This is a genomic window from Camelimonas lactis, from assembly GCF_004342915.1.
Lineage (GTDB): Bacteria > Pseudomonadota > Alphaproteobacteria > Rhizobiales > Beijerinckiaceae > Camelimonas > Camelimonas lactis.
In genome coordinates, this window is the sequence record NZ_SLWL01000021.1 from 1 (window position 1) to 26,565 (window position 26,565).

The following is a 26,565-nucleotide window of genomic DNA, read 5'->3' on the forward strand; positions in this document are numbered from 1 at the left end:
TGCCCACGATGCCGTGGAAATGCTGCCCATGATCGCGTGGAACGCGCGCCCATCATCCGGTGGAATCAGTGCCCACCATCCCGTGGAACACGCAATCTGTGAGGCCGCCGTGGGATCGACCGGTCGTATCGAGCCGTCAATCATGCCGTCGATGACAAAGCTGGCGAAACGCTCCGAAAGCCGGTTCATGGCGTCCAGCACCGCAAAAGCGTCGCTGGCCGGCAGGCCGGTGCGCGCGGTGATGCGCAGCAGGGGGCCTGCGTCTGACAACTGGAAGCGCACCAGCGTCGCGGCGGCCTGGGCCAGCCGGGTAAAGCCGTCAGTCGCGCCGGCGGCCGCCGCCTGCGCCTCACGAATCACGGTGAAGGAACGCTGGAAGCAGGCCGAGATCATCTCCTGCTTGTCGGCGTTGTGATAATAGAACGCCCCTTTCGTTGCGTTCAGACTGGCCGAAATCCGCTCCACCGATACGCCGTGCACGCCATGGGCGTTGATCAGCCGGGTTGCGGCGCGCAGGAACGCTTCGCGGGAGAGGACGGCGTCCGCCGCCTCCGGCCTGGTGTGGGGCGCGGACGCCCATGTGTTCGCCAGCGCGGCTCCGGCGCCGGCGGACGCGGGAGCAGCCAGCCCATACAGCAGGACATCAGCGACACGGTCGGCGGCGCGAACGTAGCAGCCAGTTTCATAGCGCGGCAGCCAGACCCGGGCCCATTGGCTGAGCGCCAGCAACAGATGCGCCCGGCTGTTGATCTGCGTGCGGGCCGCGGCTTCTTCCCCCTCAGGGCTGACAAGCGCGCGCACATTGCGGAACAGGGCGGTGTAGGCGGTCCCGACCGGCTCCGCCACCTCGCCGCGAACCACCGCCAGATTGCTGAAATTGACGATTTCGCTGCGCGCGCCGTTCTCGATGTCGGCCAGCAACTGAAAATAGCTCCGAAGGAAGACGCGGACGCGCGTTTCCATGTCCGGGTGGGCCGCCGCGGCCGCGACCAACGCCTCGAAAATGCTGAACGCGCGCTCGAAGCAGGCGGCGACGAGATTGTCCTTGCGGCGGAAATAATAGGTCACGCTGTTGGTGGCGAGGCCAACCTTGGCGCCGACGTCTGACAACGTGACGCCGTCCAGCCCGTGCAGGTGAAACAGCCGCGCCGCAGCATCCAGGATCATGTCGCGTTTCTGCTCGAAACGGGGCGTTTGCCGCGTTGCGGGGGCCGGCGCGTCAGTCATGGGGGGCGGCGGCCCGGGCAGCAACCATGGCGCTCATCATGTCCTCCCTTGGGGGGCCGCCAGCACGGGGCCTTGCGCGGCCTGGCCCGGCGGCGCGCCTCCTGACGCGTCTCAGGCGGCGAGGCCTGAGGCGGCGATGTCCAGGGCGCGCGACGGGTCGTGCAGGTGGCAGGCCACCGCATGGCCGGTCGCGGCCGCGGTGAGTTCCGGCGCGCGTTGCGCGCACACCGGCATCGCCATCGGACAACGGGGGTGAAAATGGCAGCCCGACGGTGGATTGACCACGCTGGGGGGTTCGCCAACGATCTCTTCGTGCGCGCGGCTTCGCTCGGCTGAGGGGTCGGGCAGGGGCGCGGCGGCGAGCAGGCCCCGGGTGTAGGGGTGCAGCGGCGCGCGGTAGAGCAGGTCACGCGGCGCGACTTCGACGATCCGCCCCAGATACATCACAGCTATGCGGTGGCTGACGTGGCGCACCACCGCCAGGTCATGGGCGATGAACAGATACGACAGGCCGAGGCGCTCCTGCAGTTCCTGAAACAGGTTGATGACCTGGGCCTGGATGGAGACGTCAAGCGCGGAGACCGGCTCGTCGCACAGGACCAGCGTCGGATTAAGCGCCACCGCCCGGGCGATAGAAATGCGCTGGCGCTGACCGCCGGAGAACTCGTGCGGATAGCGCTCCGCCATCTCCGGGCGGAGGCCGACCAGCCGCAACAGCTCCTGGATGCGGGCGCGGTAAGCGTCCTGGTCGCCGGCGACGCCATGGATCACCAGGGGCTCGCCAATGAGGTCGCCAACCTTCATGCGCGGGTTCAGCGAACCATAGGGGTCCTGGTAGACCATTTGCAGCCGCTTGCGCAACGGCCGCATCCGCCTGACGCTGAGGTGGGAAATGTCCTGGCCCTCAAACTCTATCCGGCCCTCCGTCAGGGGCGTCATCCGCAGGATGGCGAGGCCGGTGGTTGACTTGCCGCAGCCGGATTCGCCAACCAGCCCCAGGGTTTCACTCCTGCCGACCTCGAACGACACGCCGTCCACCGCCTTCACGGAGCCGGTCTGGCGACGGATCAGCACGCCGTCGTGAACCGGGAAGTGCACCTTGAGGTCGCGGACCCTGAGCACCGAATCGGCGCCCGCCATGGCTTCAGCATGCGACATTGGCAAAACACGCCCGGTAATGGCGCCCTCCCTCATGTTCGAGCGTCGGCCGCTCGTCCCGGCAACGGTCCATCGCGTAACGGCAACGGGGTTCGAAGGCGCAGCCTTTGGGCAAGGCGGCGAGGTCTGGCGGCTGGCCTTCGATGGGCGTCAGCCGGTCGACGGCGTCCTGGTCAAGACGGGGGATCGAGGCCATCAGCCCCAGGGTGTAGGGATGGCGCGGGTTGGCGTAAATGTCTTGTGCTGAACCGCTTTCCACCACCCTTCCGGCGTACATCACGCAGACCCGGTCGGCATAGCGCGCCACCACGCCGAGGTCATGGGTGATCAGGATCAACGCCGCGTTGGTTTCTTTCGTCAGGTCCTTCAGCAGCGACAGGATCTGCGCCTGCACCGTCACGTCGAGCGCCGTGGTCGGTTCGTCGGCGATGATCAGGTTGGGCTTGCAGGCCAGCGCCATGGCGATCATCGCCCGCTGGCGCATGCCGCCGGAAAACTGGTGCGGGTGCGTGTTGACCCGCCTGGCCGCATCGGGAATCCGCACCCTGGTCAGCAGTTCCCGCGCCTTGTCGAACGCCCTGGCCCACGGCAGCCTGCCGTGCAGTTGCAACGGCTCGGCGATTTGCAGCCCGACCGTCAGGGCGGGATTGAGCGATGACATCGGCTCCTGGAAGATCATGGCGATGCGGTTGCCGCGAATACAGCGGATGGCGGCGTCGGACGCCTTGAGCAAATCCTCGCCCTCGAACAGGATTTCGCCGGAACAGAACCGGCCAGGCGGCGTCGGCACGAGACGCAGCAGCGACAGGGCGGTGACGCTTTTGCCGGAGCCGCTTTCGCCGACGATGGCTAGGGTTTCGCCGGGATTGACCTCGAACGAGACGTCGTCGACGGCGCGCACGCGCCCCGCGCCGGCGCCGAACTCTACTGCGAGGTTCCTCACCTCAAGAACCGGACGTTGCACCAGCTTCCTCCTTTCTGCGCGCGGCGCGGCGAAAGCCGGCCAGCGCGTCAAATGTCCCGACGGGCGCTTGTTCCAGCGCAAAACCCCGTTGCCCTGCCGGCCTCACGCCTCAGCGACGCACCCTGCCGCGGGCGACCCTGCCGCGCGCGACCTTGGGGCGTGCGGGCGCGCGCGGATCAGAAGCCGCGTTTCTTTTTGTCTTCCTGGTCAATCCAGATGCGGGCGTAGATCGGGCCTGGCCTGACGGCGCCGGCGCGCAGTTCGCCGCCGTAGTTTTTCACCCACGGCCACCAGGCCGTGTAGACATAAGGGGTGGGCAGCCAGATATAGGGCGCCTTGTCGAGGATCTCGCGGGTCAGCTCCTTGACCATGACCTTGCGTTTGTCTTCATCCTGCTCGCGGTAGAGCACGTCGATGCGCCTGTCGAACTCCGGGTCCGCGTACATGGACGGGTTCCACGTCTGACCGGTGACGAAACTTTTGCGCAGCGTCGTGGTCGGGTTGGTGTGGCCGTTGTTCATGAAATAGCCCGGCGCCAGGGTTTTGGACGTCATGGCGGAGAGAAACGCGCCATATTCCATCGGCTGGATCTCGATCCTGACGCCGACCTGTTCGAGATAGGCGCCGACAAGCGGCAGCAGCTCCATATGATCCGGTGTGCACGAGCAGACCTGGACCTTGAAGCTGAAGCCATTGGGATAGCCTGCCTCCGCCAGCAGCTTTTTCGCTTTGGCGGGGTCATAGACAAACAGTTCCTTCACCGACGCGGGCATGGCCTCCAGCGGTTCGTAATAACCGACGTAATCCGGGTGTTGCGGATAGGAGAACAGTTCCGCATGGCCATTGTAATAGGACTGGACGATCTCCTGCTTGTTGACCGCCATGTTCAGCGCCCGCCGCACGCGCACATCATTGAACGGTTTGGCGTCGACCCGCATCGACAGGAACTGGCCATTCATCGACAGCCACTTGGACCATTGCAGCTGTGGCGTCGATTTCTTGAGCTGCTCCATGTCCGACCAGCGCATGGATTCCAGGATGTCGACCTTGCCGGTGCGCAACGCGGTGACGGCCGTGGCCTCATCCTTGATGTTGCGATAGACGAGTTTGTCGATCAGCGGCAGCTTCACCTCCTGGCCGCCAATGGTGTCCTTGCCCCAGTAGTTAGGGTTCCTGTTGTACGTGGTCGCGCTGCCCTGGACGAAATCGGTCAGCATGAACGGGCCGGTGCCATTCAGCTTTTTCCAGTCAGCGGGACCTGCGTCCGCGACTTCTTTTGGATAGATCGATGAATAGTAGCCCCAGCCGAAACGGTAGTCCCACTCTGCGTTATAATTCTTGAAGGTGAAGACCACCGTGTGCCTGTCCGGCGCCGTGACGCTGGCGATGTGGTCGAAGTAGGTCGGGATTTTCTTCGGGCTTTTGTCGAGGCGATTGTAGGAGAACACAACGTCTTCCGACGTCAGTTCGCGCGCCGCCATCACGCCCGGCTTTTCAGGAAACATCACGCCGGGCCGCAGTTTGATCTCCAGCCGCAGCGGGTCCTGCTTCCACGCCCAGCTTTCCGCGAGCTCACCCCGGATGGCGTCCGACGGCAGCCAGGCGTCGGCATAGAAGGGGTAGGGGCCGCCAAGGCGTTTGCTCTTGCCGAGGTCGGCGGCGAAGAGTTGCTCATAAAACTGGCCGGCGTCGTGGTTGATCTTCCAGTTCCAGTCGGCCGGATCCCAGGTGAGGACATTGAGCCCCCGGTTCAGGGTGGCGACCTCAAGCGCGCCGCCAGGCTTCGGCGCGTCGTTGGCCAGCGCGGGCATGGCGACCGCGCAGGCCAGCGACAGCCCCATGGCGCCGTAAACGCCCCAGCGCCTGGCGCGGCCTGGACGTCTTGCTCCTCGTGTCATGGTTTCCTCCCCGATTTGTTTTCCGCCCTGTTTTTCCCGCCGCCGCGGCGCCGGGCGGGCGGCGGCTTATTTTGAACCGCGCATGCGTGGGTCGAGCAGATCGCGCAACGCGTCGCCAAACACATTGGTGGCGTAAACGACGACGGTGAGGCACAGGCCCGGCGCGAGGGCGAGCCAGGGGCCCTGCAACATGTAGGTGCGGCCACTGCCGGAGAGCATGCCGCCCCAGGTGGGCGCTGGCGGCGGCACGCCGAGCCCCAGAAACGACAGGCCGGATTCCGCCAGGATGACGAAGCCGACGCGCGTGGTGAACAGGATGATCACCGGCGCCATGACGTTCGGCAGGATGTGGCGCAGCAGGATGCGCGGGGTGCTGGCGCCCATGGACTGGCTGGCGTTCACATACATGTTCTCGCGCACCGAGATCGTCGCGCCGCGAATGATCCGTGAGCCGCCGACGCCGAGCAGCAGGCCGAGCACGACGATGATCGGCAACAGGCCAGGACCAACCACCGAGACAACGACGATCAGCACGATCAGGTCCGGGAAGCTCATCCAGGCGTCCACCATGCGCTGGACGATCATGTCGAACTTGCCGCCGATATAGCCGGAGACGACGCCGACAACGATGGAGACGAGCGTTGCGAGACCGGCGGCGCAGAACCCGATGATGACCGACAGCTGCGCGCCATAGAGGCAGCGGGAAAACACGTCCCGGCCCAGGTTGTCCGTGCCGAAGAGAAACTGCCACGACGGCGGCTTGAGCCGGTTGATGGGGCTGATCTGGTTGTAGCCATAGGGCGCGAGAATATCGGCGAACAGGCCGCACAGCAGGAAGACGATGAAGATCACCGCGCCGGCGGCGCCCAGCGGTTTCTCGCGGAACAGCCGGCCCATGAATTTGAAGAAAGCGGAGCCGCGGCGGGGGCGGACGCTGGCGGGGGTATCAAGAGCGAGCGTCATCAGCGATACCTCACCTTTGGATCGAACAGGCCGTAGCTGAGGTCGACGATCAGGTTGATCAGCATCACCGCGACGCCAACCACGAGAAACACGCCGGCGATGATCGGGTAGTCGCGCTGGCCCACCGCGTCGAGCAGCAGCAGGCCCATGCCTGGAATGACGAAGATCTGCTCGATGATCACGGCGCCGCCGAGCACCAGCGGCGCCTGGATGCCGATCAGCGTGACGACCGGGATCAGGGCGTTGCGCAGGGCGTGCCGGATGACCACGGTGCGTTCGTCAAGGCCCTTGGCCCAGGCCGTGCGGATGTAATCCTGGCGCAGCACCTCCAGCATCATGGTGCGCGTCATGCGCATGGTGATGGCGGACAATGACATGCCGAGGATCAGCGCTGGCGTCAGCATGTGCTTCAGATTGCCCAGCGGATCCTGCAGGAACGGCACATAGACCAGCGACGGCGACCAGCCCCACCAGATCGAGGGAAACACCATCACCATGGTGCCGATCCAGAACGACGGCACCGCCAGCATCAGGATCGACAGCGAGCGCATCAGGTAATCGCCAGCTGTGTCCTGACGCAGGGCGGAGAGGACGCCGATGGGCACCGCGATCAGCAGGCCGATGATGATGGCCATCAGCCCCAGCTCAAAGGTGATCGGCAGGCGGGCCAGAATCTGGTCGAGAACCGGGGTGTTTTGCCAGAGCGAATGACCGAGGTCGCCGCGAACAGCCCCGCCGAGCCAGCGGAAGTACTGCAGGTACATGGGCTGATCGAGACCAAGCGCCTGTTCCAGCTGCTCCCGGTCCTTCTGGCCGGCGCTGATGTCGTTCTGCGACATCATCATGTCAATGACGTCGCCCGGGATCATGCGGACCGTGAAGAACACGATCAGGCTGGCGAAGATCAGGGTGGGGATAAGCGCCAGCAGGCGGCGAAGGGCGTAGGCGCGCATGGCGTCACCTGCCGGCGCAGATAGACAGGGCAAAAGGGGAAGCCGGCCGGCGCGCTGGCGGGCGCATGAAGGCGGCGGGTGAAGATACCGTGTCTTCGAAACATCGGGCTGGCTCCATCCTGGTCGTGCTCCTTCCCGTGCAATGCATATTTTTTAATTATGATATTTCGTATATCAAATATCCCGTTCATTCGAAACGCAAGTGATTTTATGGCCGCGCTCACGTTCATGACGCGCGCGGGGACGCGCCGGTCCGTTGACGGAACGTCAGCGTCCGCCGGTTCCCTGGCCAAAGGGGTTCATGATTTTTGGGGAGGATCTGTCTGGGGTGACGGCGGGCGGGCAGGGAGGGCGCTACCGCCCCAGCGGCGGGGCCAGCGGGCGTCCGCCGGCCTGGCTGTCGGGCGGGCAAAGAAAAGCCCCGCCGAAGCGGGGCTGATCCGGTCAGCGACACACGCGGACTGTTTTGAACATTGGCCGCCCGTGCGGGCCGCGCACCTTCACGCGCTGCATGTGGCACACGGGCTTGCGCACGTGATGGTGGCGCGCCTGCGGGCCGTGCCGGTACTGCACGCGCTCCAGGCTGGCGCCGGGGGCGATTGACATGGGCGCGGCTGGCGCGGCGTTGGCCGAAAATGCAACAAGAGAGCCACAGATGGCTCCAGCGGCAATGAGGGCGGCGCGCTTGAACATGGGTTCTTCCTTCCTGGTGTGAATCCGCGGCGCACGCTATGGCCAGTTGGTTTACGTTGCGTAAAGCAACAGTCCATGGCGTGCGGAGCGCCCAACCGGAAGGGATAGCCTGAAGGCGGTCGACTTTACTGCGGGCGCTGGCCTCCGTCCGGGAAGACCGCCCGGTGGCCCAAAACCCGCCAGATGCGCGGCCCTGGCCAGGCGCGGCCCTCTGAAACCGGTCGCTACCGGCCAGGGTCATGATGCTCCAGCGTGAGTGGATCGCTGTCATCGAACAGGATGCGTTCGCCCGCGCCGTCCAGGTCCTCGTACTGACCGCTTGCCATGGCCCACATGAATGCGGCGAGGCTGGCGCCCCCGAGCAGCAGGGCGGCGGGGATCAGATAGATGAGGACGCTCATGCGGCGCCTCCTTCCGGATAGTGGCCCGGATAGTGGCCAACGGCCGGCTCCCCGGCGGGTTTCGCGGCGGGCGCCTCTTCTCTCGCGCGCAGCAGCCTGAGCGCATTGGCGATGACCAGGATCGATGAGCCGGACATGGCGACCGCCGCGATCAATGGGGTGACAAGTCCCAGGAAAGCGATGGGCACCGCGATGATATTATAGACGAGCGCGAGCGCAATGTTCTGGCGGATCAGCGTTCCGGCCTGCTCCGAAACCTCGATGACAAACGGCGCCGCTTCCAGGCTGTCGCGCAGGAAGACCAGGTCGGCGATATTGCGGCCAACATCCGCGGCGGTCGCCGGGGCCATCGACACATGGGCCGCGCTGAGCGCCGGCGCGTCATTGAGGCCGTCGCCCACCATCAGCACCTTGCGCCCGGCCTGCGTCAGGTCAGTGATGCGCGCCACCTTTTCGGCCGGCAGCAAATTGGCGGCGTACTGGCGCACGCCAAGTCGGCCAGCGATATCGCGGCAGGCGCCTTCTGTGTCGCCTGACAGGATTTCCACCGATTTTCCGGCCTGTTGCAGCGCGTGGATCGCCTGGGCCGCGTCAGGCCGCAGGGTGTCCTCGAAGGCGAAACGGGCGCATGCGCGGCCGTCCCGCGCCAGCATCGCGCCGGACCAGGCGGACGGGCGCCCGGCGCCAGCCGCGTCACCATCCTGATCCTGGCCAGTATCGCCGCCAGCCGCCCAGCCAGGCCGACCCAGCCGCCAGAGCGAGCCCTCGCGCCAGCCCTCAATGCCGAAGCCGGGAACTTCCTTTACGGCGTCGAAGGCGATGGCCGGCGCATCGTCGCCGGCCTCGCTGGCGACCGCGCGTCGGGCGATGGCCTGCGAAAGCGGATGGCGCGACTGGCCGCCGAGCGCCGCCGCAATGGCGAGCAGGTCCGGCGCGATCTCCTGGGCGTTGACCAGTCGCGGCTGCCCCATGGTCAGCGTGCCGGTCTTGTCGAACACCACCGTATCGATTTCGGTGAGACGCTCCATGGCTGAACCGTCGCGCACCATGACGCCGCGCTCAAACAGGCGCCGGGCGGCGACAACCTGGACGATGGGCACGGCGAGGCCGAGGGCGCAGGGGCAGGTGATGATGAGCACGGCGATGGCGATGGTGAGCGCCTGATGCCAGTCGCCGCCCATGACCAGCCAGACGATGAAGGCGATCAGCGCCGTCAGGTGGACGACAGGCGCATAGAAGGCCGACACCCGGTCGGCGATCCGCCGGTAGCGCGTGCGTCCGCCTTCGGCCGCTTCCATCATGCGCACCATTTCGGCCAGGAACGAGTCTCCGGCGCGGGCAGTCGCTTCCAGCGTCAGCGGCCCGGTCAGGTTGAGGGTGCCGGCCCGCACCATGGAATCTGGCCCCACTGACTGGGGCCGGCTTTCGCCGTTGACCAGGGAGCAGTCGAGGTCCGAGGCGCCGCCCACGACCCGTGCGTCCACCGGAATCCGCTCACCCGCGGCGATCAGCAGCCGGTCGCCCGTTTCAATCTCGTTGACCGGTCGGTAGTCGCGGTTGCCGTCCGGCGCGATGACGACTGCGCCGCGCGGGGCGAGGCGGGCGAGGCCAAGCACGGCGGAGCGGGCCCGGTCGCGCATCAGGTGATCGAACGTACGCCCGATGAGCAGGAAGAAAAGCAGTGTGACGCCAGCGTCGAAATAGGCGTGCTGGCCATGGTGGAGTGTGTCGTAAATGCTCATGGCGTAGGCCAGCGTCACGCCAATGACGATGGGCACGTCCATGTTCATGCGCCCGGCCCGCAGCGCCTGCCATGCGGAACGGTAGAAAGTGCGCCCGGCGTAGAGCAGGGTCGGGAAGGCGATCAGCGCCGAGATCCAGTGGAACAGATCGCGCGTCGCCCCGTCAGCGCCAGACCAGACCGACACCGAAAGCAGCATGATGTTGCCCGAGGCGAAGCCGGATACGGCGACGCTGCGCAGCAACTCCGTGAGCGTCCTGTCCTTGCCCTCCGCCTCGTCAAAAAGGTGGGGTGGATAGCCAAGCCCGGTCAGGGTTTCGACGATCGGCGGCGGCGCGCTTTGTCTGAACCGGACCGAGATGCGCCGGGTGGAGAGATTGACCCGGGCGCTGACGACGCCGTCAAGGCGCGACAGCGCCTGCTCCAGCTTCTGGATGCAGGCGCCGCAATGGATCGCCGGAACCGAAAGCTCAACCTGCGCGGCGCCGTCGCCGAGGCTGCGGGCGGCCTGGAGCAGTTCGTTCGCAGACGGAGCGCCGGACGCGGCGTTGATGTCGGCGCCAGGAGCACAGCAACTCATTGGCTTGCGCCATTACGCAGCGTGAGACGGCGGGCGTCGCGATAGGGGCGCTCCAGGCCCGCCTCAGTGAGAATCTCGACGGTCCAGAGCCCGTCGCGCAGATTGACCGGCGCTGACAGCGCGCCGTCCGGTTGCAGCGTCAGCGTGAGGCTCTGGTCTTCGGAGACATGGGTTGGCCGCCGCAGGTTCGCGGTTGCAGTCTTGGCGGGAACGGGTTTGCCGGCGGCGTCAATCAGCTGATAGCTGATCTTGCCGTCCGCGATGGACAGGCGGGCGGTCCAGCCGAGCGCTGCCTGGGCGCGGGCCTCCGCCGTCTTCGCATTGAACTGCCGGCTCGCCACATGGGTGTTTTCCGCTACGGTTCCCGTCCAGCTCCGGCTGGCGAGAAACGCATTGGTCAGGTTCACCGCGATAATCACGCCAAAGAACGCCAGCATGATGAAGAGGACATGCCGGCCGGTGAGTTCACGTTGACGCGTCGGGCTCATCTGACCGGCTCCATGGGGGACTCGAAGGTCGCATCATACTGGGCGCTTTCGTGGCTCGCCGTATCCTGGACAACGAACCTGATGGACTGTTTCGGGCCGGCGATGCTGTCATGGGGCTGGCGCACAAAAACCTTGAGGGTTTTCAGCTTGTCCGGCTCGACCTCGACGGAGAAGCTCCGGCCGGCCGGATGATCCATGCCGACCACGTTCATGTCGGCGTCAGGCAGGTTTTCCAGCGTCACGGTGAAGGTGCGCGGCTCGGGGATCATGTTGAGCAGCTTGACGGTAAAACCATTGCGGATCGCGCCGTCTGACAGCACGACGTATTGCGGATTGCGATCGGCCAGCACGTTCACCTGCAGGCGCTCACGGGTGAGCAGGGCATAGATGAGGCCAAGACCCACCGTCGACCAGGCGGCGAAATAGATCAGGTTGCGCGGCCGCAGCAGCTTCTTCAGGTGGAACGTGGCGACCTTGTCGGACAGCCTGCCGCTGGCGTCGCGCACGCGTCGCGGATCGATGGCGGCGGCGCCGCCGGCTGTCGCCAGCAACCTGTTGGATTCGTATTCCGCCAGGGTCGCATAGGAGATCAGGCCGCGCTCCTTGCCGATCTTGTCCATGACATTATCGCAGGCGTCGATGCACAGGGCGCAGGTAATGCACTCAAGCTGTTGGCCATCGCGAATGTCGATGCCCATGGGGCACACGGCGACGCAGGCGTTGCAGTCCACGCAATCGCCGATCACCTGTCCCGCGGCGGCGGCCTTCTTGGCGTGGCGCGAACGCGGCTCGCCGCGCCAGTCGTTGTAGGTGACGGTCAGCGAATTCTCGTCGAGCATCGCCGCCTGGATGCGCGGCCACGGGCACATGTAGGTGCAGACCTGCTCGCGCATCAGGCCGCCAAACACATAGGTGGTGCCGGTGAGGATCGCGATGGTCATATAGGCCACCGGCGCCGCCTGGCCGGTCGCCAGTTCGCGGGCCAGGGTCGGGGCGTCGGCGAAGTAGAAAATCCACGCGCCGCCCGTCAGCACGGCGATCAGCAGCCAGATGGCGTGCTTGGCGATGCGCCTGAACAGCTTGTTCGCCGACCATGGCGCCGCGTCGAGCTTGATGCGGGCGTTGCGTTCGCCCTCGATGGCGCGCTCCACCACGAGAAACAGGTCGACCCAGACGGTCTGCGGGCAGGTGTAGCCGCACCAGGCGCGCCCCACCGTCGAGGTGAGCAGGAACAGCCCGAAGCCCGCCATGATCAGCAGGCCGGCGACGAAATAGAATTCCTGGGGCCAGATTTCGATCGGAAAGAAATAGAAGCGCCGGTTGGCGAGATCGACCAGCACGCCCTGGTCGGGCGCAAAGGCGCCGCGGTTCCAGCGGATCCAGGGCGTGAGATAATAGACGCCGAGCGTTATCAGCATCACGATCCACTTGAAACGCCGGAAGCGGCCCTCCGCGCGCTTGGGAAAGATTTTCTTGCGCGCCGCATAAAGCGGCTGGCGCACCCGCGCCGAGTTCACCGCCGTTGCGTCAAATGTTTCAACTTCCGACGCTTCGCGCATCGCCATATCCCCCACGGCGTTCACAGCAACGCCGGCCAGTCTCATGATGTGGACGCCGGCTGGCGATGGCCAGGGGGCGTCTCCAGCGGAGCGAGGCTCCGCCGGAAGCAGCCAGTCTTGCTGGTCTGGCGCATGCGGCGCGCTGTTCACGCGCCGCTTTTCAGGAAAAACGCAGGCCGCTTTCCTGAACATGCGCCAGACCGGGCCATCGCATGCTGGCGTCGCCGCCGCCGTTTATTCGCCACCTCCCAGCGAGTGAACGTAAACAGCCAGCTCCTTGACGGTGACGTCGCCGAGGCGCGCGCTCCAGGCCGGCATGACGCCGTGCTTCGGCGCCCTGATCTGCTGGGCGATCGCTTCCGGGCTTGAGCCGTAGAACCAGATGGCGTCCGTCAGGTTCGGCGCCCCCAGCTCCCGGTTGCCCTTGCCGTCGGCGCCGTGGCAGGCGGCGCAGTTCTGGGCAAAGATTTCCTTGCCTGCGGACAGCACCGCCGGGGTGGCGTCGCCGGCCCTGCCGGAGAGCGACGCCACATAGGTCGCGACGTCAGTGATCTGCTTCGGCTCCAGCATGCCGCCGAACGCCGGCATTTCCGAAACGCGGGTGTCCGCGTCCTCGGCGAACCGGACGCCGTGGGCGATGGTCTTGTGAATGTCCTCGGGCTTGCCGCCCCACAGCCATTCGTCGTCGTTCAGGTTCGGATAGCCGGGGGATCCCTGCGCGCCGGAACCATGACACTGCACGCAATTCACCTTGAAGGCGGCGGCGCCGGCGGCCGTGGCGAACGTGCGCAGTTTCTCGTCAGCCAGGATCTGGGCCACCGTCTTGTCCCTGATCCCGGCGACGTAATCAGCTTTGGCCGCCTGCGCCGCGTCCAGTTCCTGGCGGACCTCGCCGCGACTGGAATAGCCGAGCAGGCCGGTGGTGGCCTTGCTGATCAGCGGCCACGCCGGATAGGCGATCACGTAAGCGGCCGCCCAGACCACTGTCGCGTAATAGACAATCAGCCACCAGCGCGGCATCGGGTTGTCGAGTTCCTTGATGCCGTCCCATTCATGGCCGGTGGTCGAAACGCCCGAAATTTCGTCGATCTGCTTTTCGCTCATGTCACTCGTCCCTGAACGGAATACGGGCGGCGTCGTCCGAGAGGGCGCGGCTGCCAGGACGGAAGGCGAAGGTCACGGCGCCGATGAAAAACAGCACCATGGCCAGCAAACCCCAGCTGTCGGCCAGGTGACGCATGGCGGTATAGGTTTCCATGTCTCTTCCTCCTCAGCGGCGGCCGGCGGCTTCGTCATAGGTCGAGAAATCGACCAGCGTGCCGAGCATCTGGAGATAGGCGACCATGGCGTCCATTTCGGTCAGCGCCTGTTTGTCGCCGTCGAAATTCGCCGCCCTGGCCTTCGGATAGCGGGCTTCAAGTCCGCTCACATCGGCGTCCGGATCGGCCTGGGCCTTCATGTCGGCCTCGGCGTTGGCGATCATTTCGTCCGTGTAGGGCACGCCCACCCGGCGGTTGGCGACGAGATGCGCGGCGATCCCCTTCGTGTCGAGCGGCCGGTCCTTCAGGAAGGCGTAGGCCGGCATCACCGACTCCGGCACCACCGAGCGCGGCTCGATCAGGTGCTGGACGTGCCATTCGTTGGAATAGCGCTGGCCGACGCGCGCCAGGTCCGGGCCGGTGCGTTTTGATCCCCACTGGAACGAATGGTCGTACATCGACTCCGCGGCGAGGCTGTAATGGCCATAGCGTTCAACCTCGTCGCGGAACGGCCGGATCATTTGCGAGTGGCAGGCATAGCAGCCCTCGCGGATGTAGATGTCGCGGCCGGCGAGCTCCAGCGGCGTGTAGGGCCGCATGCCTTTGACCTTCTCAACGGTGTTCTGCAGGTAGAACAGCGGCGCGATCTCGACGATGCCGCCCACCGTCACCACGAGCAGCGACATGATCAGCAGCAGGGTGGCGTTCTTTTCCAGCCTGGAGTGACGATTCAGAAAAGACATGGATTTCACTCCTTACGCGGCCGGCTGCACAGCGGCGCCCGCGACAGGCGCCGGAACCCCCATGGGGGTCTCGTCGCGCACCCGTCCCCGGATGGTCTGGTAAACGTTCCATGCCATCAGGAAGCCGCCGGTGAGATAGAACAGCCCGCCCGTGACGCGCATCACGTAATAGGGGTGCATGGCGGCGACGGTTTCCACGAACGAGTAGACGAGGAAGCCCTGCGAATCGTACTCGCGCCACATCAGGCCCTGCATGATGCCCGACACCCACATGGAGGAGGCGTAGAGCACGATGCCCAGCGTCGCCAGCCAGAAGTGCCAGTTGACCATGCGGACCGAATAGAGCCGCTCGCGCCCCCAAAGCTTGGGGACCAGGAAGTAGACGGCGGCGAAGGTGATCATGCCGTTCCAGCCGAGGGCGCCGGCGTGGACGTGGGCGATGGTCCAGTCCGTATAGTGCGAGAGCGCGTTGACCGACTTGATCGACAGCATCGGCCCCTCGAAGGTCGCCATGCCGTAGAAGGCGATCGCCGCCACCATCAGGCGCACGATCGGGTCGGTGCGGATCAGGTCCCAGCGGCCGGAAAGCGTCATCAGGCCGTTGATCATGCCGCCCCATGAGGGCATCCACAGCATGATCGAGAACACCATGCCGAGGGTCTGCGCCCAGTCAGGAACCGCCGTGTAGTGCAGGTGGTGCGGGCCGGCCCAGATATAGAGGAAGATGATCGACCAGAAGTGCACGATCGACAGGCGATAGGAATAGATCGGCCGGTTCACCTGCTTCGGCACGAAATAATACATCATCGCCAGGAACGGGATCGTCAGGAAGAACGCCACCGCGTTATGGCCGTACCACCACTGGGTGACGGCGTCCTGCACGCCCGAGAAAGCCGAATAGCTCTTCGAACCAACAAACGAAACCGGCACGGCCAGGTTGTTCAGCACGTGCAGCATCGCAATTGTGATGATGAACGACATGTAGAACCAGTTGGCGACGTAGATATGCGGTTCCTTGCGCCGCAGAACGGTTCCCATGAAGACGAAGAGATACACCACCCAGACAATGGTCAGCCACAGGTCGACGTACCACTCGGGCTCCGCGTACTCGCGCGACTGGGTGATGCCCAGCAGATAACCGGTCGCCGCCATGACGATGAACAGCTGGTAGCCCCAGAAGACGAACCAGGCCAGGTTACCGCCGAACAGGCGCGCGCGGCAGGTGCGCTGCACCACATAGAACGAGCTGGCGATCAGGATGTTGCCGCCGAAGGCGAACACGACGCCGGACGTGTGCAACGGCCGCAGGCGGCCGAAATTCAGCCAGGGCTCCAGGTTGAGGTCGGGGAAAGCCAGCTGGGCCGCGACGAGCACGCCAGCGAGAAAACCGACCACGCCCCAGAACACCGTGGCGATGACGCCATAGCGGATTGGCCCGTCCATATACCGGGTGTCATCGACAGGCCCGGCGGGCGCGAAATCCTCTTTCCGCATCAGGGCGATTGTGAAGCCGCCAAGGAGAACGACCGCGATCAGCATGTGATAGCGGAAGGCGTCGTCGACCGCGAAAGCGGCGCCCAGCAGGGCTATGAGCGTGAGTATTGCAGAGAATACAATCTCTGTTCCGTACTTCATGAAACGGTTCCCCAACCTGGATTACACGTTTTTATTTGCGCGAACGTAAAACATACGTCCATTCAGGGCGCAGAAACCCGGTCGCTGTCCAGCTATTCGCTGGCGGCGTTGGCTCTGGCGACGTCCGGAAAGGCCGCCTTTCGTGCAGTGATGTTCCCCGTGTAGTCCGCCCCTAACTATACATGCTGTGTTTGTATATTAGCTCCCCGCGGCCCGCCATGCGATATAATCGCCCAGCGCACATCGGGATTTCCGGCCCTGGCGCCACCGCCACGGGGGCGGCCGCCGGCGTCCTGCCATTCCCAGTCCTCTCCAGCCGTCGCCGGCTCAGCCGCATGGGATCGCGGTCGGCCGATGCCTCCAGACATTGACAGTAATCGCGCTTCTTTGCCGACTGCCAGCAAATAATGGCGCGCTGCGATCTCCAGATTCTGGATCGCCGGATCGGCTCCGTTCCGGCAGGAACCCGCTGAAGCGGCGGCCGCCAGGATTGGGCCGGCGAAAAGCCGGAGGTTGCCGTTGCGTTTCCGACAATCGCCGGCGGCGTTTGGGCGTGGTTGTGGGGCCCGAGGCTTCATGGGGCCTGGCGCTCCACGCGCGGGCCAAGCAGCATGGGGCCGTAAAGCAGGACGAAGCCGATGAAGGCCGCGGCCCATGCGGCGCCGCTCAACTCCACCAGCCATGGGCCGGCGAGGTTCAGACCGGCGACGATGCGGGTCATCGCGGCGATCAGCACCGCCGTGAAAACCGCGCATCCGGCGGGACCGGCGCGCAGGGCGCGCCCCGTATGGCCCAGGGTCGCGCGCACCATCACCGCCAGGGTCATCACGCCAATGGCGCCGGCGCCGAGGGCGTGAATGCCGGCTGCGGGGGAAAGGCGGGCCGGGTCCACGATCTGCCAACCCACGAGCAACAGGCCAACGGGAACGAACACGTAGCCGAGGTGAAGAATCATGACGAGCGGATCACGTAACGCCCGGTAGCCGGCCCATCGCGCCAGCCGGACGGCGTTGAACGCAGCGGCGATCATCAACAAAAAGCCGGTGGCCAGGGTGGCTGGGGCGAGCGTCCAGAGCGCGAGGCTGAACGCGGTCAGCAAAACCGTCGCCATGTCGAACCGGCTGACCGGCGCCGGGAGCCTGCCCGGGTTCTCGCGCGCCAGCCAGTTGCGCGTGAAGCCCGGAATGATGCGCCCGCCGATCAGCACGATGAGAACAACGGCGGCGCCGATGCCGAGCCGGCGCGCCATGTCGGAAACACCGGCGAAATGCGCCTCCAGGTGGAACAGGATATTGGACAGCGCGAAGATGCTGACCGGAATGATGACCATGAGGTTACGCCAGTTGCGGCCGTTCATGATCTCGATCATCGCCGCCGCCGTCACCGCCGTCAGGAAGGCGCAGTCGATCACCGTCGTCGCCAGCCAGCCGATGTCGGCCGAAAAGAAAACGGCGATCCGCCCCGCGATCCAGAGCAGCGCAAGGCCCAGCAGGGGATAGCCCTGAACCGGCCGTCGTCCGGTCCAGTTGGGGATGGCGGTGAGCAGGAAGCCCGTGAGAATGGCGGCCAGATAGCCATACAGCATTTCGTGAATGTGCCAGTCGAGGGGCGCGAACAAGCTCTGCGTTTCGAGCGCCCCCCGCAGCATTGGCAGCCAGATCAGAACCGCGAGCCCGGCGTAGAGCGCGCCGAGCAGGAAGAATGGCCGAAAGCCGTAAGAGAGCAGGGCCGGCGGGGCGTCCGGGCGGAAGCGCAGAATCGACATGCTGGTCCTCCAGCCCGTTGTGGCGACGGCGGCTTCGCGGACTATTGCGCGGCTGCGGCTCTGGCCAGAAGCGCCTCGAAAGCCTTTTGGGCTTTTCCGGGGTGCTTCACGGCCCTGGCTTCATCCAGGTTCACCGGTTTGCCGGCAGCGATCAGCGCCACCATGCCCATGCCATAGTGCGGCGTACATTTGACGCCATACAAGCCCTCGGCATCAAGCTTCACCGTCAGCTTTTCATTGATCTTGCCCCTGAACGGCATTGAGCCGGCCGGCGCCATTCCCGTGATCGAGCCCGCGTCGTGCGATTTGTCCGTTGGGACAAAGGTGACCGTGTCGCCGACGGCGGCCTGGATGAAGGCGGGCTCAAACACCATGAACCCCCCGGCGCCCTTGTTCAGCATCCTGATCTCGTGGTCCGCGGCCTGCGCGAATCCCATGGCCGTCGCCATCATTGTCGCGGCCAATGCAATCCGTCCGATCATGGTGGTCCTCTCCCGCTGGTGTTCATGACACCCGATGTCGGGGGGACTATAAATGGCGATGCGGCGGACCGGTTTGCGATAGCGCAAAGAGTTGGCTGTTTCTGGCCGGGACGCATGGAAACGTTGGGGGACGGTGATGCGCAATTCAGATGCAGGCGGCGGTGTTGGCGGCGCCATGCGGAAGCCTGACCGGACCCTGATCGCCGACATGGAGGTGTTTCAGGGCGCGGGGCCGGAGATGCTTGATGCGATTCTCGCAGACGCCCGCGTGCTGCGGATTGAGCGGGAGACGGCGGTTTTCGCGGAGGGTGAGGAGGCCGCCGCCTTTTTCCTGCTGCTGGATGGCCACGTGCGGGTGGTCCGGACAACGCCCGCCGGCGATCAGGTGATCATGCGTTATATTGGCGCTGGCCAGCTGATCGGCATTGCCCAGGCCATTGGCCAGGCGACTTATCCGGCCAGCGCCATCGCGGCTGTTGATTGCGTGGCGCTGGCCTGGCCGGGCAGCCTCTGGGAGCGTTTCATGGCCCGGACGCCGGGCTTCGCCGCCGCCGCCTGCCGGACGGTTGGCCGGCGGTTGCAGGACACGCAGGCCCAGCTGATTGATATGGCAACCGGGCAGGTGGAGCAGCGCGTGGCGCGGGCGCTGTGCCGGCTGGCGCGGCAGAGCGGCCGCCAGACAGGAGCGGGGCTGGAGATCAGCTTTCCGTTATCGCGTCAGGACATCGCCGAGATGACGGGGGCGACTCTGCATAGCGTCAGCCGCCTGCTTGCCGCATGGACAGCCATGGGCATTATCGCGGGCGGCCGCCAGCGGGTGACCGTGACCGATTTCGCCCGCCTTCAGGCCCGCGCCGGCAACCACCCGCCTGACGCCGGCGGCGAGCATGGCCCCTGACCGCGGGCCGCCGCCTGGCCAGGGCAGGCGTCCGCTCACGTTCCCCGACCGCGCCGCCCATCACGACCCGTTGCGGCGCGAACTGCCAATACAGAATGACCTGCTGGCGACCGGTGCAGGGAATGAAGGCTCCGGCATTCCTGAACCTGATCGCTTCCAGGCGCCCGACCGGACGGATCAGCGCTGAAGGTCTGGTCGCCGCCAGCCTGCCGCGCATCGTGGGTGCGGCAGGCCACGCGGATCCAGCAAACTGCATGGCAATGCGCCAGCCCGACCCCCCCGGCCGTCAAGCAGGCTCTCAAACTTTCCTGACTGCGGGAATGCTCCAGGAGCCATCGAGGATCGAGGGGTCCGTTTCGTTTGGCCAGTACATGCGGAGCATCAGCAGGAAGTCTCCGGCCGGCGCGGGAAGCCAGTTGGATTCCTTGTCCTTCCCCGGCGATTCATGCTGGATGTAGAGATCGGTCGACCCGTCGGGGTTGGATTTGAGATCCTGCCGCGGGCTGATCGAATAACGGTTCAGTGGATTTTCAACAAAGAAGTACTGGCTGTTGTACATGGTCAGTGACCAGAACCCCTGCACTGGCGGCAGATGCCCCTTGGGGAAGTGCATGACATATTTGTTGCCGCCATTATACTTGCTGCCCCCGGCGTCCGCCGTCGACGTGGGATAGACCGCGTCCTGGGGGCGGTTGGCGCCGAGACCGATGGCGGTGATAAGCCCGCGCATCAGGTAGTTCGCGCCATAGACGCCGGTTTTGGTAGTAAAAGCCCATCCCTTCTCGTGCTTCACTGCATCATTGATCTTGAATTGCAACATGATCCGGTCGAAGCCGACCTGCGGTATCCGCCTGACAAAGTCGGCTTTCAGCTTGCTCGCGTCGAAGGGTTGTCCCGGGACGATGCCGATGCGGGCAAATTTCTCCAGTTCCGGCGCATCGGCGGCCGCCGGCGGATTGGTTTTCATCAACTTGCAGAGAAGCGTGAAATAGGCGACGGCGTCCATGCCGTTCACCTGATCCCGCACGGACTTTTTCATGTCCACGGACGGATCCACCTTGCCCGGAGGCGGCGTGTAGGCCTTGCCGTAGGAGCTCAGGGGAACCAGGCGGAACGCGTCCTGCAGCTTGTGAACCGCAGCATAGTCTTCCGGCGTGCCGGTGCAGTAGATGCGGCCGAGCAGCCAGACCATGTCCGTTGGCGACTTGTACTCGCGCACGCCGTCGGGAAGGTCGCCCTTCCAGCCAGGCCCGGTGATCGCATAGGTCTGTGCGCTTGTGCCGGTGGTCCGCTTTCCGGGAACCTGGAACACGTTCGTCCAGCCGTCCAGCATGGGCATGAGGAAATATCGATCCTTCATGTCCGGGATGCTGAGAACCCACGGCTCCTTGCCAACATCAAAGAATGCCGTGGTGTAAAGCGTATCGGCGTTGGGCGCCGTAACGTCACGGAAAGAGGCGTCAGGGTAGTGGCGCATCTTGATGAGCTGTCCCATGGGCGCCTTTGTGCCCTCGGGCTGCGCCACGTTGGTCAGGGCCCGTCGCGTCAGCTCCATCGTCACCAGGGGGTAACCGTAGATATAGGCGTTGGTCGCGGTCCAGAAATCTTCCAGGCCGTCCTCGATGCCAAGGAACGAGCCGTGCTGGGCCAGGGCGGAGCGGCTCATCGCAGCCGCGGCCAGCAGTCCCAGTCCGCCAAATGTCGCGGCTCTGCGCGTGATGTTCATGACAGTCTCCCCAACATTGTCGCAAGTGTCCGCAACAACAAGGCGAAATGAACCGCCGTTCAACCTGGCCGAATTCCATAGCAGGGGCATGGGGCGATCCCTGCGCCATAGCCTCGCGCCAGCGCCCCGGTCATGGCGGCCGCCAGGCTCCAGGCCGCGCGGCCACGCCCGGCGGCAAGACCGTCTACGGTCAGCCGCGCCGACGCCATGGGCGCGGGTCCGCTTGTCCCGGCCCGTCGCGGCGGCTGTTTCCCCATGCGATCCCTCTATTGCCCGGGCTTAAGGGCGAACCTCATAGTAGAGATTTCCAGGATCGTGGAAGTCGTGCATCCTGAACCGGGTAAAGCCGGCCTGCCGGCTCATGCGCTCGGCGACTTCGGGGTTAAATCCCAACGTGCCAAGACCCGCGCCGCCTGGCTCCGACATGCCCGACGCCATGCAGGAGAACAGGGAGAAGCCATACATCATCGCCAGCATCGGGTTGCGCAGATTGTCCTCAAACTTCGGCTTCGAGCGGATATCCTTGATAAACCATGTGCCGTCATGGCGCAGATGCCGATAGATCTCCTGGATGGCGTTTTGCGGGTGAGGCATATCGTGAATGCAGTCGAATGTCACAATCAGATCGTAGCGTTCGTCATGCGGAAAACGTTCGGCGGGCGCGATGAACGTATGCACATTGCCAAGCCCGTATTCGGCGATGCGCCGTTCTACATGGGCAATGGAAAATCTGTTGGGCTCCATGGCGTGAAAAACCGAGTTGGGGAACGCCTTTGCCATAGCGAGCACCAACGCCCCGTCCCCGCAGCCCACATCCGCCACCAACCCGCCTTGCGTGAGTTTCTCCAGCACGCCGCTCAGGGCCGGGATCATCTTTGGCACGACCTGCTGTTCGGCCGATTTACGATGCCGCTCCTCGCTCCTGGTCACGCCGTCCATGCCTTCGGATTCGTAGGTTTTACCGATGCCAGTGCGGAAAGATTCCATGAGGCCGTCAAGCTGCGCAGGCGTGGGGCCGCCGGCGAAGTTGTCCGCCGCAAACGCCCGGGAGGATTTGTCAGCCAGCAGGGCGTTGGCTTCCGCCGGCAACTGAAAACTATCCTCGCCGCAATAGACCAGAACACGCGCAGCCGCCTGCAACCGCATCCATTCCAGCAGCCAGCGCGGATGCAGGCCCGTTCTTTCCCCCAACGCGTCCGCAGTCAGTGGTCCCGCATCGGCCATCGCCGTGAACAGGCCAAGTTCGTTGCCCACATGGATCATCGCGGCGATCGTTTCCGCCTGTCGGTATTGCCAGATCATGCTGGCGTAGTCCCGGTCGGCGGCGGGGGCGCTGTGGGCGTTGGGCAGCGTGAGGCGCATGGGGCGTTATCCTGCGGGTCCCTGAATAAAATACCTGGCTATGCCTGATCGACCCCTTGCAATTCGAGTGAATCAATGACGTGGGTCAATTGAATTCAAGCTTGCCGGATTTCGTTGCCATGTGAAAGCAGTTTGGCGACTGATGAGGGGCGCCCAGCGCTGGATGCAGGACAGGAGAAGCCGCCAGTATCCCGCGGCGTTTCCACCGGGGGCACAGGCGCCGTCGGGGATACAGGCGCCGGCGCCGGGCGCCGCCGGCTATTTCTTTGGAACAAGGGTCCGCGCGGCGTCATTCGGCGTCACGGGCGCGCCCTGCTGCCCGATCCGGGTAAAAGGCGGCGATGGAGCCGTGCTCCGCAACCGGTAAAATCTGGTCCGGCGCCGGCCGCATGCGGTCGGGCGCTCCCGGCGCGCCTGTTTCAAATGAGCGTTTAATTGGGCGACGGGCGTACGGAAGCCAGCGGCCTGACGCGGTCAGGCGGCGCCCACTGGGGCCATGCCTGGCGGGGAAGCGCCGGGTCGGGAACGTTGCGTGAATGGAGGCGGGGACGGGGCGACGTTGGCCCCGTCCCTGGCCGGTTTTTCAGCCCGCTGCGGTCACCCTGTCGCCGAGCACCCATTCACCGTCGTTGTATTTGCCCATGATCAGGGCGTTGAACGGTGAATAGTCTGTTGGCGTGGCTGCGTAAGAAATACCAGGCAGCAGCGCCGGCGTGGTGATGCCCTGGAGGCTGGTGGCCTGACGCAGCAGGTTCTCTTGCGTCAGCTCGTCGCCGCACCGCTCCAGAATCTGGTGCATCAGCACGGCGACCCCGTAACCCAGGAAGGCCGTGGAATTGTCCGGCGTGATATTGGGCAGGCGTTTGGCGCGAAGCGCCTGCCAGGTCCTGACGCCGGGGTCATTTTCCCAACGCTTGCTGCCAATCTGCTTGACGTAATGCGCCGCGACAATGCCCTGCGCCGCCGCCTTGCCAGCCGCATTCAGAATGGAGGCGCTGGTCGAGGTGCTGATCAGGACCTGCTCCGCGGTCCAGCCCAGTTCGTGCGCCTTTCTGATGGATTGCGAGGCCGCCTTGGCGGACGAGCAATTGTAAAATATATCGGCGCCCGACTGGACCAGCTTCAGCATCTGTGAATCGACCGTGGCGTCGGTAAGATCGTAGTGGGCCTCGGCGACGATTGTTCCCCGGTCGCCCAGTCCTTCACGGAAAGCCTTGATGTAATCGCGGCCAAATTCATCGTTCTGATAAAGCGCCGCGATTTTTGCGCCGGGTTTCCGCGCGGCGACATAATTCGCCAGGATGCGCCCCTCGATCGAGTAAAGCGGAATGCCCGGCGTCGTGTACGGGAATTTTTGAGGGTCGTTCCAGCGTGGCGCGCCGGCATTCAGCAGAAGCTGCGGAATTTTCTTGCTGTTCAGATACCGCTGCACGGCGGCCTGGGTGGCGGTGCCGAGCGAACCGAACAGGCCAAGAACCTCCTCCTGCTCCACAAGGCGACGGGTCGCCTCCACGGTCTTGGGAGCGCTATAGGCGTCATCAAGAGAAATGAACCTGATCTTGCGGCCATTCACGCCGCCTTTCTCATTCAGCTCATCGAAATATGCAGCCTGGGCGAGGCCGACAACGCCATAGACCGAGCCCGCGCCGCTATACGGGATCGTCTGGCCAAGGCGGATCTCGGTATCGCTTGCGCCCCTGTCATACTTCTTCACCCCGCCGGCAACCGCCGGCGCGCCGCCAAGCGCGCTGGCGCCAAGCGCGCCTGCGCCAGCCAGCAGGAATTTGCGTCTGTCCATGGTTTCCCCCCTTACTTCCATGCGCCGTGTCGCGCAGGTTCATGAAGCGCATATAATTTAAATATCAATTTAAATCTATCGATTGATAGCGACAACTTCGCGAACGTCATGGAGCGCATGCGTCGCTGCAAGGGCGCCGCGAACAGCCTTGCGACTGCCGGCCCCGGTTAAGAGAATTCCGCGCCCTGTATCAGCGGCTTCCGCCAAAAGACCTGCAAATATCTCAAGCCGCGACAGGAAGATGGTTGGCGATGGCGCATCTTCCGGCAGACATGCGCCGCCGCGCCGGGTGGAGGTCTGCCGACTGTTTCCAACCCTTTGGAAGGGGCGCCTACCAATTTTGATGATCTGGATCATTTATCTTCGCAAGAATAGCGTGGCGCGTGTCATAAAATGGTCATTCTTCGCAATTCGGAGCGCCCGGATATTTCAGTGCGGGATGGATCCGCGCGGATGGGCCTGGCGCGATGGACTGGGGCGGGGTTGGGCGCATGGCGGGGCTTGCGAAACTGCGTGTTGACCGGGGCCTGCTTGCCGTCAAGCTGGCGCTGCTCGCCGGCGTCCTTGTTCTCACCAATCCCGGCGTCGGCGCCCGCATGGTTTTCCTGGCTACGGATAACCGGCTCCTTACCCTGTTGATCTTTTCGGGCCTCTGGCTCTGCGCATTGGCGGCCATGGCGGCGGCGGCATTTCACCCCAGGCCCGGGGTGCGGCTGCTATGGGCCGTTCCGGTCAGCGTCGCCGGGGCCGCGGCCTATGGTTACCATGTGGCCCAGGGCGCCGAGTTTTTCATCTACGATCTGCTGAACTTCTGGTCTGCCCGTCATGAGGTTGGGCGGGCCGCGACCTTTTTTGCCAATGCCATCATACCGGCGGTTGCGGTTTTTGCGGTCAGTCTGCTTGCTTTCGCCATGCCGCCAGGGTTCTTTTCAAGCGCCGGCGGCCACTGGAAGAGGCTGGCGGCCATCGCGCCGGTTGCGCCCATCCTGCTCATAGCCCTGGTGGTGCTGTATCGCCAGGGCAAGGGGTCCGAGGCGATGCCGAAACAGTTTGCGCCTCTCGCGCTGGCATCCCTGGCCAGTTACAAAATCAATACTGCGGCGTTTCCCGAGCGGCAGCCGGTTCGCATGTCTCCCGGCAAGCCGTTGTCGCGCGCCGTGGTGATGATCGTTGACGAAAGTATCCGCGCGGACTTCATCAACCTGACGCCGGGTAATGCCCTGACGCCGCAAATGGCTGCCGAAAGCAGGCGCTGGATCGACTTCGGGCCTGCCGTCTCGGCGGGAAACTGCTCCAATATTTCAAACGCCCTGCTGCGCTTCATGGCGCGGCGTGATGACCTGTTTCACAGCGTCCTGACCAGCCCGACCGTCTGGCAGTACGCGCGGGCCGCCGGCTTCCGCACGGTTTATATCGACGCCCAGGCCGGCTTTATCCGTGTCTATGGCAAGCTGCAGAATTTCATGACGCCTGGAGAGGCTGTCGGGATTGACAGGTTGCACAAGCTGGACAGCGGCCGTCCGGCCCACGCGCTTGATGATGAGCTCGTCAACCTGGTTCTGGATGAGCTGGCGGCGGGCGATCGTGTTTTCATTTACGCCAACAAGAACGGCGCGCATTTTCCCTATCAGGACAATGCGCCGCCCGCTTTTACGCCGGACCCTGGAGCCGACGCCGCCATGGAAGCAGGGGCCCCGGCGTCCTATGGCAGGGCCATCTCATGGTCCACGGACAGGACAATGGCGAGGCTTGTGCGCGAGTCCAGCAACGATGACACGACGCTGATATACACATCGGATCACGGACAGCATTTCAGCCCCAACCGTCTGACCCATTGCAGCGCACTGGGGAACGTCGACCCGCAGGAGGGCATTGTTCCGCTGATGGTCGCCACCGGCGACAGGTCGTTGCAGGAGAGGTTCGTCGCGGCAACCCGACGCATTCGGGGGCGGGCGTCGCATTTTGCCATCGCCCCGACATTGCTGGAGCTGATGGGATACAGCCCCGCCGACATTGCTGGAATCTATACAGAATCGTTGCTGGACGACATCCGCGAGCCGCCGCGTTTCGTATCTGGCGATATCTTCGGCCTGTTTGGACAGCGTCCGGCCTGGCACGATGTCGATCCGGCGGTTCAGGAGCGCCGGGCAAAAGACATGGTTTCGAACGCGCCTCCTGACGGGCTGGGGCGCGGCGACGCCATCACCCAGGCTCCGGCCACGCCAACGCCCTGACGGCGGGCTGCCGGGTCCGCGCGGTCGCGGGGAAATCC

23 protein-coding genes are annotated in these 26,565 nt (G+C 64.7%); 2 read left to right on the forward strand and 21 right to left on the reverse strand.

Translation table 11 applies throughout. The features are described from left to right. The 17 genes from EV666_RS16355 to EV666_RS16435 form a co-directional block, all read right to left on the reverse strand. A partial coding sequence (locus tag EV666_RS16355) for a TetR/AcrR family transcriptional regulator (protein WP_165910059.1) occupies window positions 1-1,167 on the reverse strand: 1,167 nt, incomplete at its 3' end. A gap of 171 nt (window positions 1,168-1,338) precedes the next feature. Continuing rightward, window positions 1,339-2,385 carry an ABC transporter ATP-binding protein gene (locus EV666_RS16360; protein ID WP_245514494.1) on the reverse strand — a complete coding sequence of 349 codons (1,047 nt, stop codon included), beginning with the start codon at window positions 2,383-2,385 and terminating at the stop codon, window positions 1,339-1,341. Then, window positions 2,372-3,349 (reverse strand): ABC transporter ATP-binding protein, encoded by a 978-nt coding sequence (locus EV666_RS16365; RefSeq protein ID WP_132010501.1) that lies wholly within the window; start codon window positions 3,347-3,349, stop codon window positions 2,372-2,374. The genes EV666_RS16360 and EV666_RS16365 overlap by 14 nt, the downstream gene beginning before the upstream one ends. Before the next feature lie 176 nt (window positions 3,350-3,525). Continuing rightward, on the reverse strand, window positions 3,526-5,247 hold the full coding sequence (locus EV666_RS16370) for an ABC transporter substrate-binding protein (protein ID WP_132010502.1): 1,722 nt from the start codon (window positions 5,245-5,247) through the stop codon (window positions 3,526-3,528). Window positions 5,248-5,313: 66 nt separating this feature from the next. Further along, window positions 5,314-6,210, reverse strand: coding sequence for an ABC transporter permease (locus EV666_RS16375; RefSeq protein ID WP_132010504.1), 897 nt, complete (start codon window positions 6,208-6,210; stop codon window positions 5,314-5,316). Then, complete coding sequence (locus EV666_RS16380) at window positions 6,210-7,163, reverse strand: ABC transporter permease (protein WP_132010506.1); 954 nt, start codon at window positions 7,161-7,163, stop codon at window positions 6,210-6,212. Before EV666_RS16380 ends, EV666_RS16375 begins: the two co-directional genes overlap by 1 nt. Before the next feature lie 444 nt (window positions 7,164-7,607). Further along, the gene (locus EV666_RS16385) at window positions 7,608-7,856 is read right to left on the reverse strand and encodes a hypothetical protein (RefSeq protein ID WP_132010508.1); all 249 of its coding nucleotides are present in this window, start codon (window positions 7,854-7,856) and stop codon (window positions 7,608-7,610) included. Window positions 7,857-8,080: 224 nt separating this feature from the next. After that, window positions 8,081-8,257, reverse strand: coding sequence for a cbb3-type cytochrome oxidase assembly protein CcoS (gene ccoS / locus EV666_RS16390; RefSeq protein WP_132010510.1), 177 nt, complete (start codon window positions 8,255-8,257; stop codon window positions 8,081-8,083). After that, window positions 8,254-10,578 carry a cation-translocating P-type ATPase gene (locus EV666_RS16395; RefSeq protein WP_132010512.1) on the reverse strand — a complete coding sequence of 775 codons (2,325 nt, stop codon included), beginning with the start codon at window positions 10,576-10,578 and terminating at the stop codon, window positions 8,254-8,256. The genes ccoS and EV666_RS16395 overlap by 4 nt, the downstream gene beginning before the upstream one ends. Next, entirely contained in the window at window positions 10,575-11,066 is a 492-nt protein-coding gene (locus tag EV666_RS16400) for a FixH family protein (protein WP_132010514.1), read from the reverse strand. The genes EV666_RS16395 and EV666_RS16400 overlap by 4 nt, the downstream gene beginning before the upstream one ends. Further along, window positions 11,063-12,625 (reverse strand): cytochrome c oxidase accessory protein CcoG, encoded by a 1,563-nt coding sequence (ccoG, locus tag EV666_RS16405; RefSeq protein WP_132010516.1) that lies wholly within the window; start codon window positions 12,623-12,625, stop codon window positions 11,063-11,065. Before ccoG ends, EV666_RS16400 begins: the two co-directional genes overlap by 4 nt. 234 nt (window positions 12,626-12,859) lie before the next feature. Continuing rightward, complete coding sequence (gene ccoP, locus EV666_RS16410) at window positions 12,860-13,729, reverse strand: cytochrome-c oxidase, cbb3-type subunit III (RefSeq protein ID WP_132010518.1); 870 nt, start codon at window positions 13,727-13,729, stop codon at window positions 12,860-12,862. Window position 13,730: 1 nt separating this feature from the next. Continuing rightward, window positions 13,731-13,883: a cbb3-type cytochrome c oxidase subunit 3 gene (locus EV666_RS16415; RefSeq protein WP_132010520.1), complete on the reverse strand. Its 153-nt coding sequence runs from the start codon at window positions 13,881-13,883 to the stop codon at window positions 13,731-13,733. A gap of 12 nt (window positions 13,884-13,895) precedes the next feature. Next, window positions 13,896-14,627, reverse strand: a complete 732-nt coding sequence (gene ccoO / locus EV666_RS16420; protein WP_132010522.1) for a cytochrome-c oxidase, cbb3-type subunit II — start codon at window positions 14,625-14,627, stop codon at window positions 13,896-13,898. A gap of 12 nt (window positions 14,628-14,639) precedes the next feature. Continuing rightward, window positions 14,640-16,262, reverse strand: a complete 1,623-nt coding sequence (ccoN, locus tag EV666_RS16425) for a cytochrome-c oxidase, cbb3-type subunit I (protein WP_132010524.1) — start codon at window positions 16,260-16,262, stop codon at window positions 14,640-14,642. A gap of 574 nt (window positions 16,263-16,836) precedes the next feature. After that, a complete protein-coding gene (locus tag EV666_RS16430) occupies window positions 16,837-18,027 on the reverse strand; it encodes an NnrS family protein (RefSeq protein WP_132010526.1) in 1,191 nt (396 codons plus the stop codon). A gap of 41 nt (window positions 18,028-18,068) precedes the next feature. Next, window positions 18,069-18,686, reverse strand: coding sequence for a pseudoazurin (locus tag EV666_RS16435; RefSeq protein ID WP_376884361.1), 618 nt, complete (start codon window positions 18,684-18,686; stop codon window positions 18,069-18,071). On the opposite strand from EV666_RS16435, the gene EV666_RS16440 reads away from it, so the two are divergent. Next, entirely contained in the window at window positions 18,685-19,407 is a 723-nt protein-coding gene (locus tag EV666_RS16440; protein WP_132010528.1) for a Crp/Fnr family transcriptional regulator, read from the forward strand. The two genes, EV666_RS16435 and EV666_RS16440, sit on opposite strands and share 2 nt — an antisense overlap. A 298-nt stretch (window positions 19,408-19,705) precedes the next feature. On the opposite strand, the gene EV666_RS16445 is transcribed toward EV666_RS16440, so the two are convergent. From EV666_RS16445 to EV666_RS16460, 4 genes are all read right to left on the reverse strand, one after another. Next, on the reverse strand, window positions 19,706-21,133 hold the full coding sequence (locus EV666_RS16445) for a DUF1254 domain-containing protein (protein WP_132010530.1): 1,428 nt from the start codon (window positions 21,131-21,133) through the stop codon (window positions 19,706-19,708). A gap of 279 nt (window positions 21,134-21,412) precedes the next feature. After that, window positions 21,413-22,435 carry a class I SAM-dependent methyltransferase gene (locus EV666_RS16450; RefSeq protein WP_165910060.1) on the reverse strand — a complete coding sequence of 341 codons (1,023 nt, stop codon included), beginning with the start codon at window positions 22,433-22,435 and terminating at the stop codon, window positions 21,413-21,415. Between the two features lie 643 nt (window positions 22,436-23,078). Then, on the reverse strand, window positions 23,079-24,293 hold the full coding sequence (locus EV666_RS16455) for an ABC transporter substrate-binding protein (protein WP_132010534.1): 1,215 nt from the start codon (window positions 24,291-24,293) through the stop codon (window positions 23,079-23,081). Window positions 24,294-24,368: 75 nt separating this feature from the next. Further along, a complete protein-coding gene (locus EV666_RS16460) occupies window positions 24,369-24,650 on the reverse strand; it encodes a hypothetical protein (protein WP_132010536.1) in 282 nt (93 codons plus the stop codon). 134 nt (window positions 24,651-24,784) lie between these two features. Between EV666_RS16460 and EV666_RS16465 the strand changes: the two genes are divergently transcribed. After that, window positions 24,785-26,527: a sulfatase-like hydrolase/transferase gene (locus tag EV666_RS16465; RefSeq protein WP_165910061.1), complete on the forward strand. Its 1,743-nt coding sequence runs from the start codon at window positions 24,785-24,787 to the stop codon at window positions 26,525-26,527. Window positions 26,528-26,565: the final 38 nt, after the last annotated feature.

Bases quoted from the DNA above. Each gene is read 5' to 3' on its own strand.
- EV666_RS16370 (WP_132010502.1), bottom strand. From the start codon at position 5,247: ATGACACGAGGAGCAAGACGTCCAGGCCGCGCCAGGCGCTGGGGCGTT.
- EV666_RS16430 (WP_132010526.1), bottom strand. From the start codon at position 18,027: ATGTCGATTCTGCGCTTCCGCCCGGACGCCCCGCCGGCCCTGCTCTCT.
- EV666_RS16435 (WP_376884361.1), bottom strand. From the start codon at position 18,686: ATGGCGCCGCCAACACCGCCGCCTGCATCTGAATTGCGCATCACCGTC.
- EV666_RS16360 (WP_245514494.1), bottom strand. From the start codon at position 2,385: ATGTCGCATGCTGAAGCCATGGCGGGCGCCGATTCGGTGCTCAGGGTC.
- ccoP (WP_132010518.1), bottom strand. From the start codon at position 13,729: ATGAGCGAAAAGCAGATCGACGAAATTTCGGGCGTTTCGACCACCGGC.
- EV666_RS16415 (WP_132010520.1), bottom strand. From the start codon at position 13,883: ATGGAAACCTATACCGCCATGCGTCACCTGGCCGACAGCTGGGGTTTG.
- ccoG (WP_132010516.1), bottom strand. From the start codon at position 12,625: ATGCGCGAAGCGTCGGAAGTTGAAACATTTGACGCAACGGCGGTGAAC.
- EV666_RS16395 (WP_132010512.1), bottom strand. From the start codon at position 10,578: ATGAGTTGCTGTGCTCCTGGCGCCGACATCAACGCCGCGTCCGGCGCT.
- EV666_RS16465 (WP_165910061.1), top strand. From the start codon at position 24,785: ATGGCGGGGCTTGCGAAACTGCGTGTTGACCGGGGCCTGCTTGCCGTC.
- EV666_RS16450 (WP_165910060.1), bottom strand. From the start codon at position 22,435: ATGATCTGGCAATACCGACAGGCGGAAACGATCGCCGCGATGATCCAT.
- EV666_RS16375 (WP_132010504.1), bottom strand. From the start codon at position 6,210: ATGACGCTCGCTCTTGATACCCCCGCCAGCGTCCGCCCCCGCCGCGGC.
- EV666_RS16440 (WP_132010528.1), top strand. From the start codon at position 18,685: ATGCGGAAGCCTGACCGGACCCTGATCGCCGACATGGAGGTGTTTCAG.
- EV666_RS16460 (WP_132010536.1), bottom strand. From the start codon at position 24,650: ATGATCCAGATCATCAAAATTGGTAGGCGCCCCTTCCAAAGGGTTGGA.
- ccoO (WP_132010522.1), bottom strand. From the start codon at position 14,627: ATGTCTTTTCTGAATCGTCACTCCAGGCTGGAAAAGAACGCCACCCTG.
- ccoS (WP_132010510.1), bottom strand. From the start codon at position 8,257: ATGAGCGTCCTCATCTATCTGATCCCCGCCGCCCTGCTGCTCGGGGGC.
- EV666_RS16445 (WP_132010530.1), bottom strand. From the start codon at position 21,133: ATGAACATCACGCGCAGAGCCGCGACATTTGGCGGACTGGGACTGCTG.
- EV666_RS16455 (WP_132010534.1), bottom strand. From the start codon at position 24,293: ATGGACAGACGCAAATTCCTGCTGGCTGGCGCAGGCGCGCTTGGCGCC.
- ccoN (WP_132010524.1), bottom strand. From the start codon at position 16,262: ATGAAGTACGGAACAGAGATTGTATTCTCTGCAATACTCACGCTCATA.
- EV666_RS16380 (WP_132010506.1), bottom strand. From the start codon at position 7,163: ATGCGCGCCTACGCCCTTCGCCGCCTGCTGGCGCTTATCCCCACCCTG.
- EV666_RS16400 (WP_132010514.1), bottom strand. From the start codon at position 11,066: ATGAGCCCGACGCGTCAACGTGAACTCACCGGCCGGCATGTCCTCTTC.
- EV666_RS16385 (WP_132010508.1), bottom strand. From the start codon at position 7,856: ATGTTCAAGCGCGCCGCCCTCATTGCCGCTGGAGCCATCTGTGGCTCT.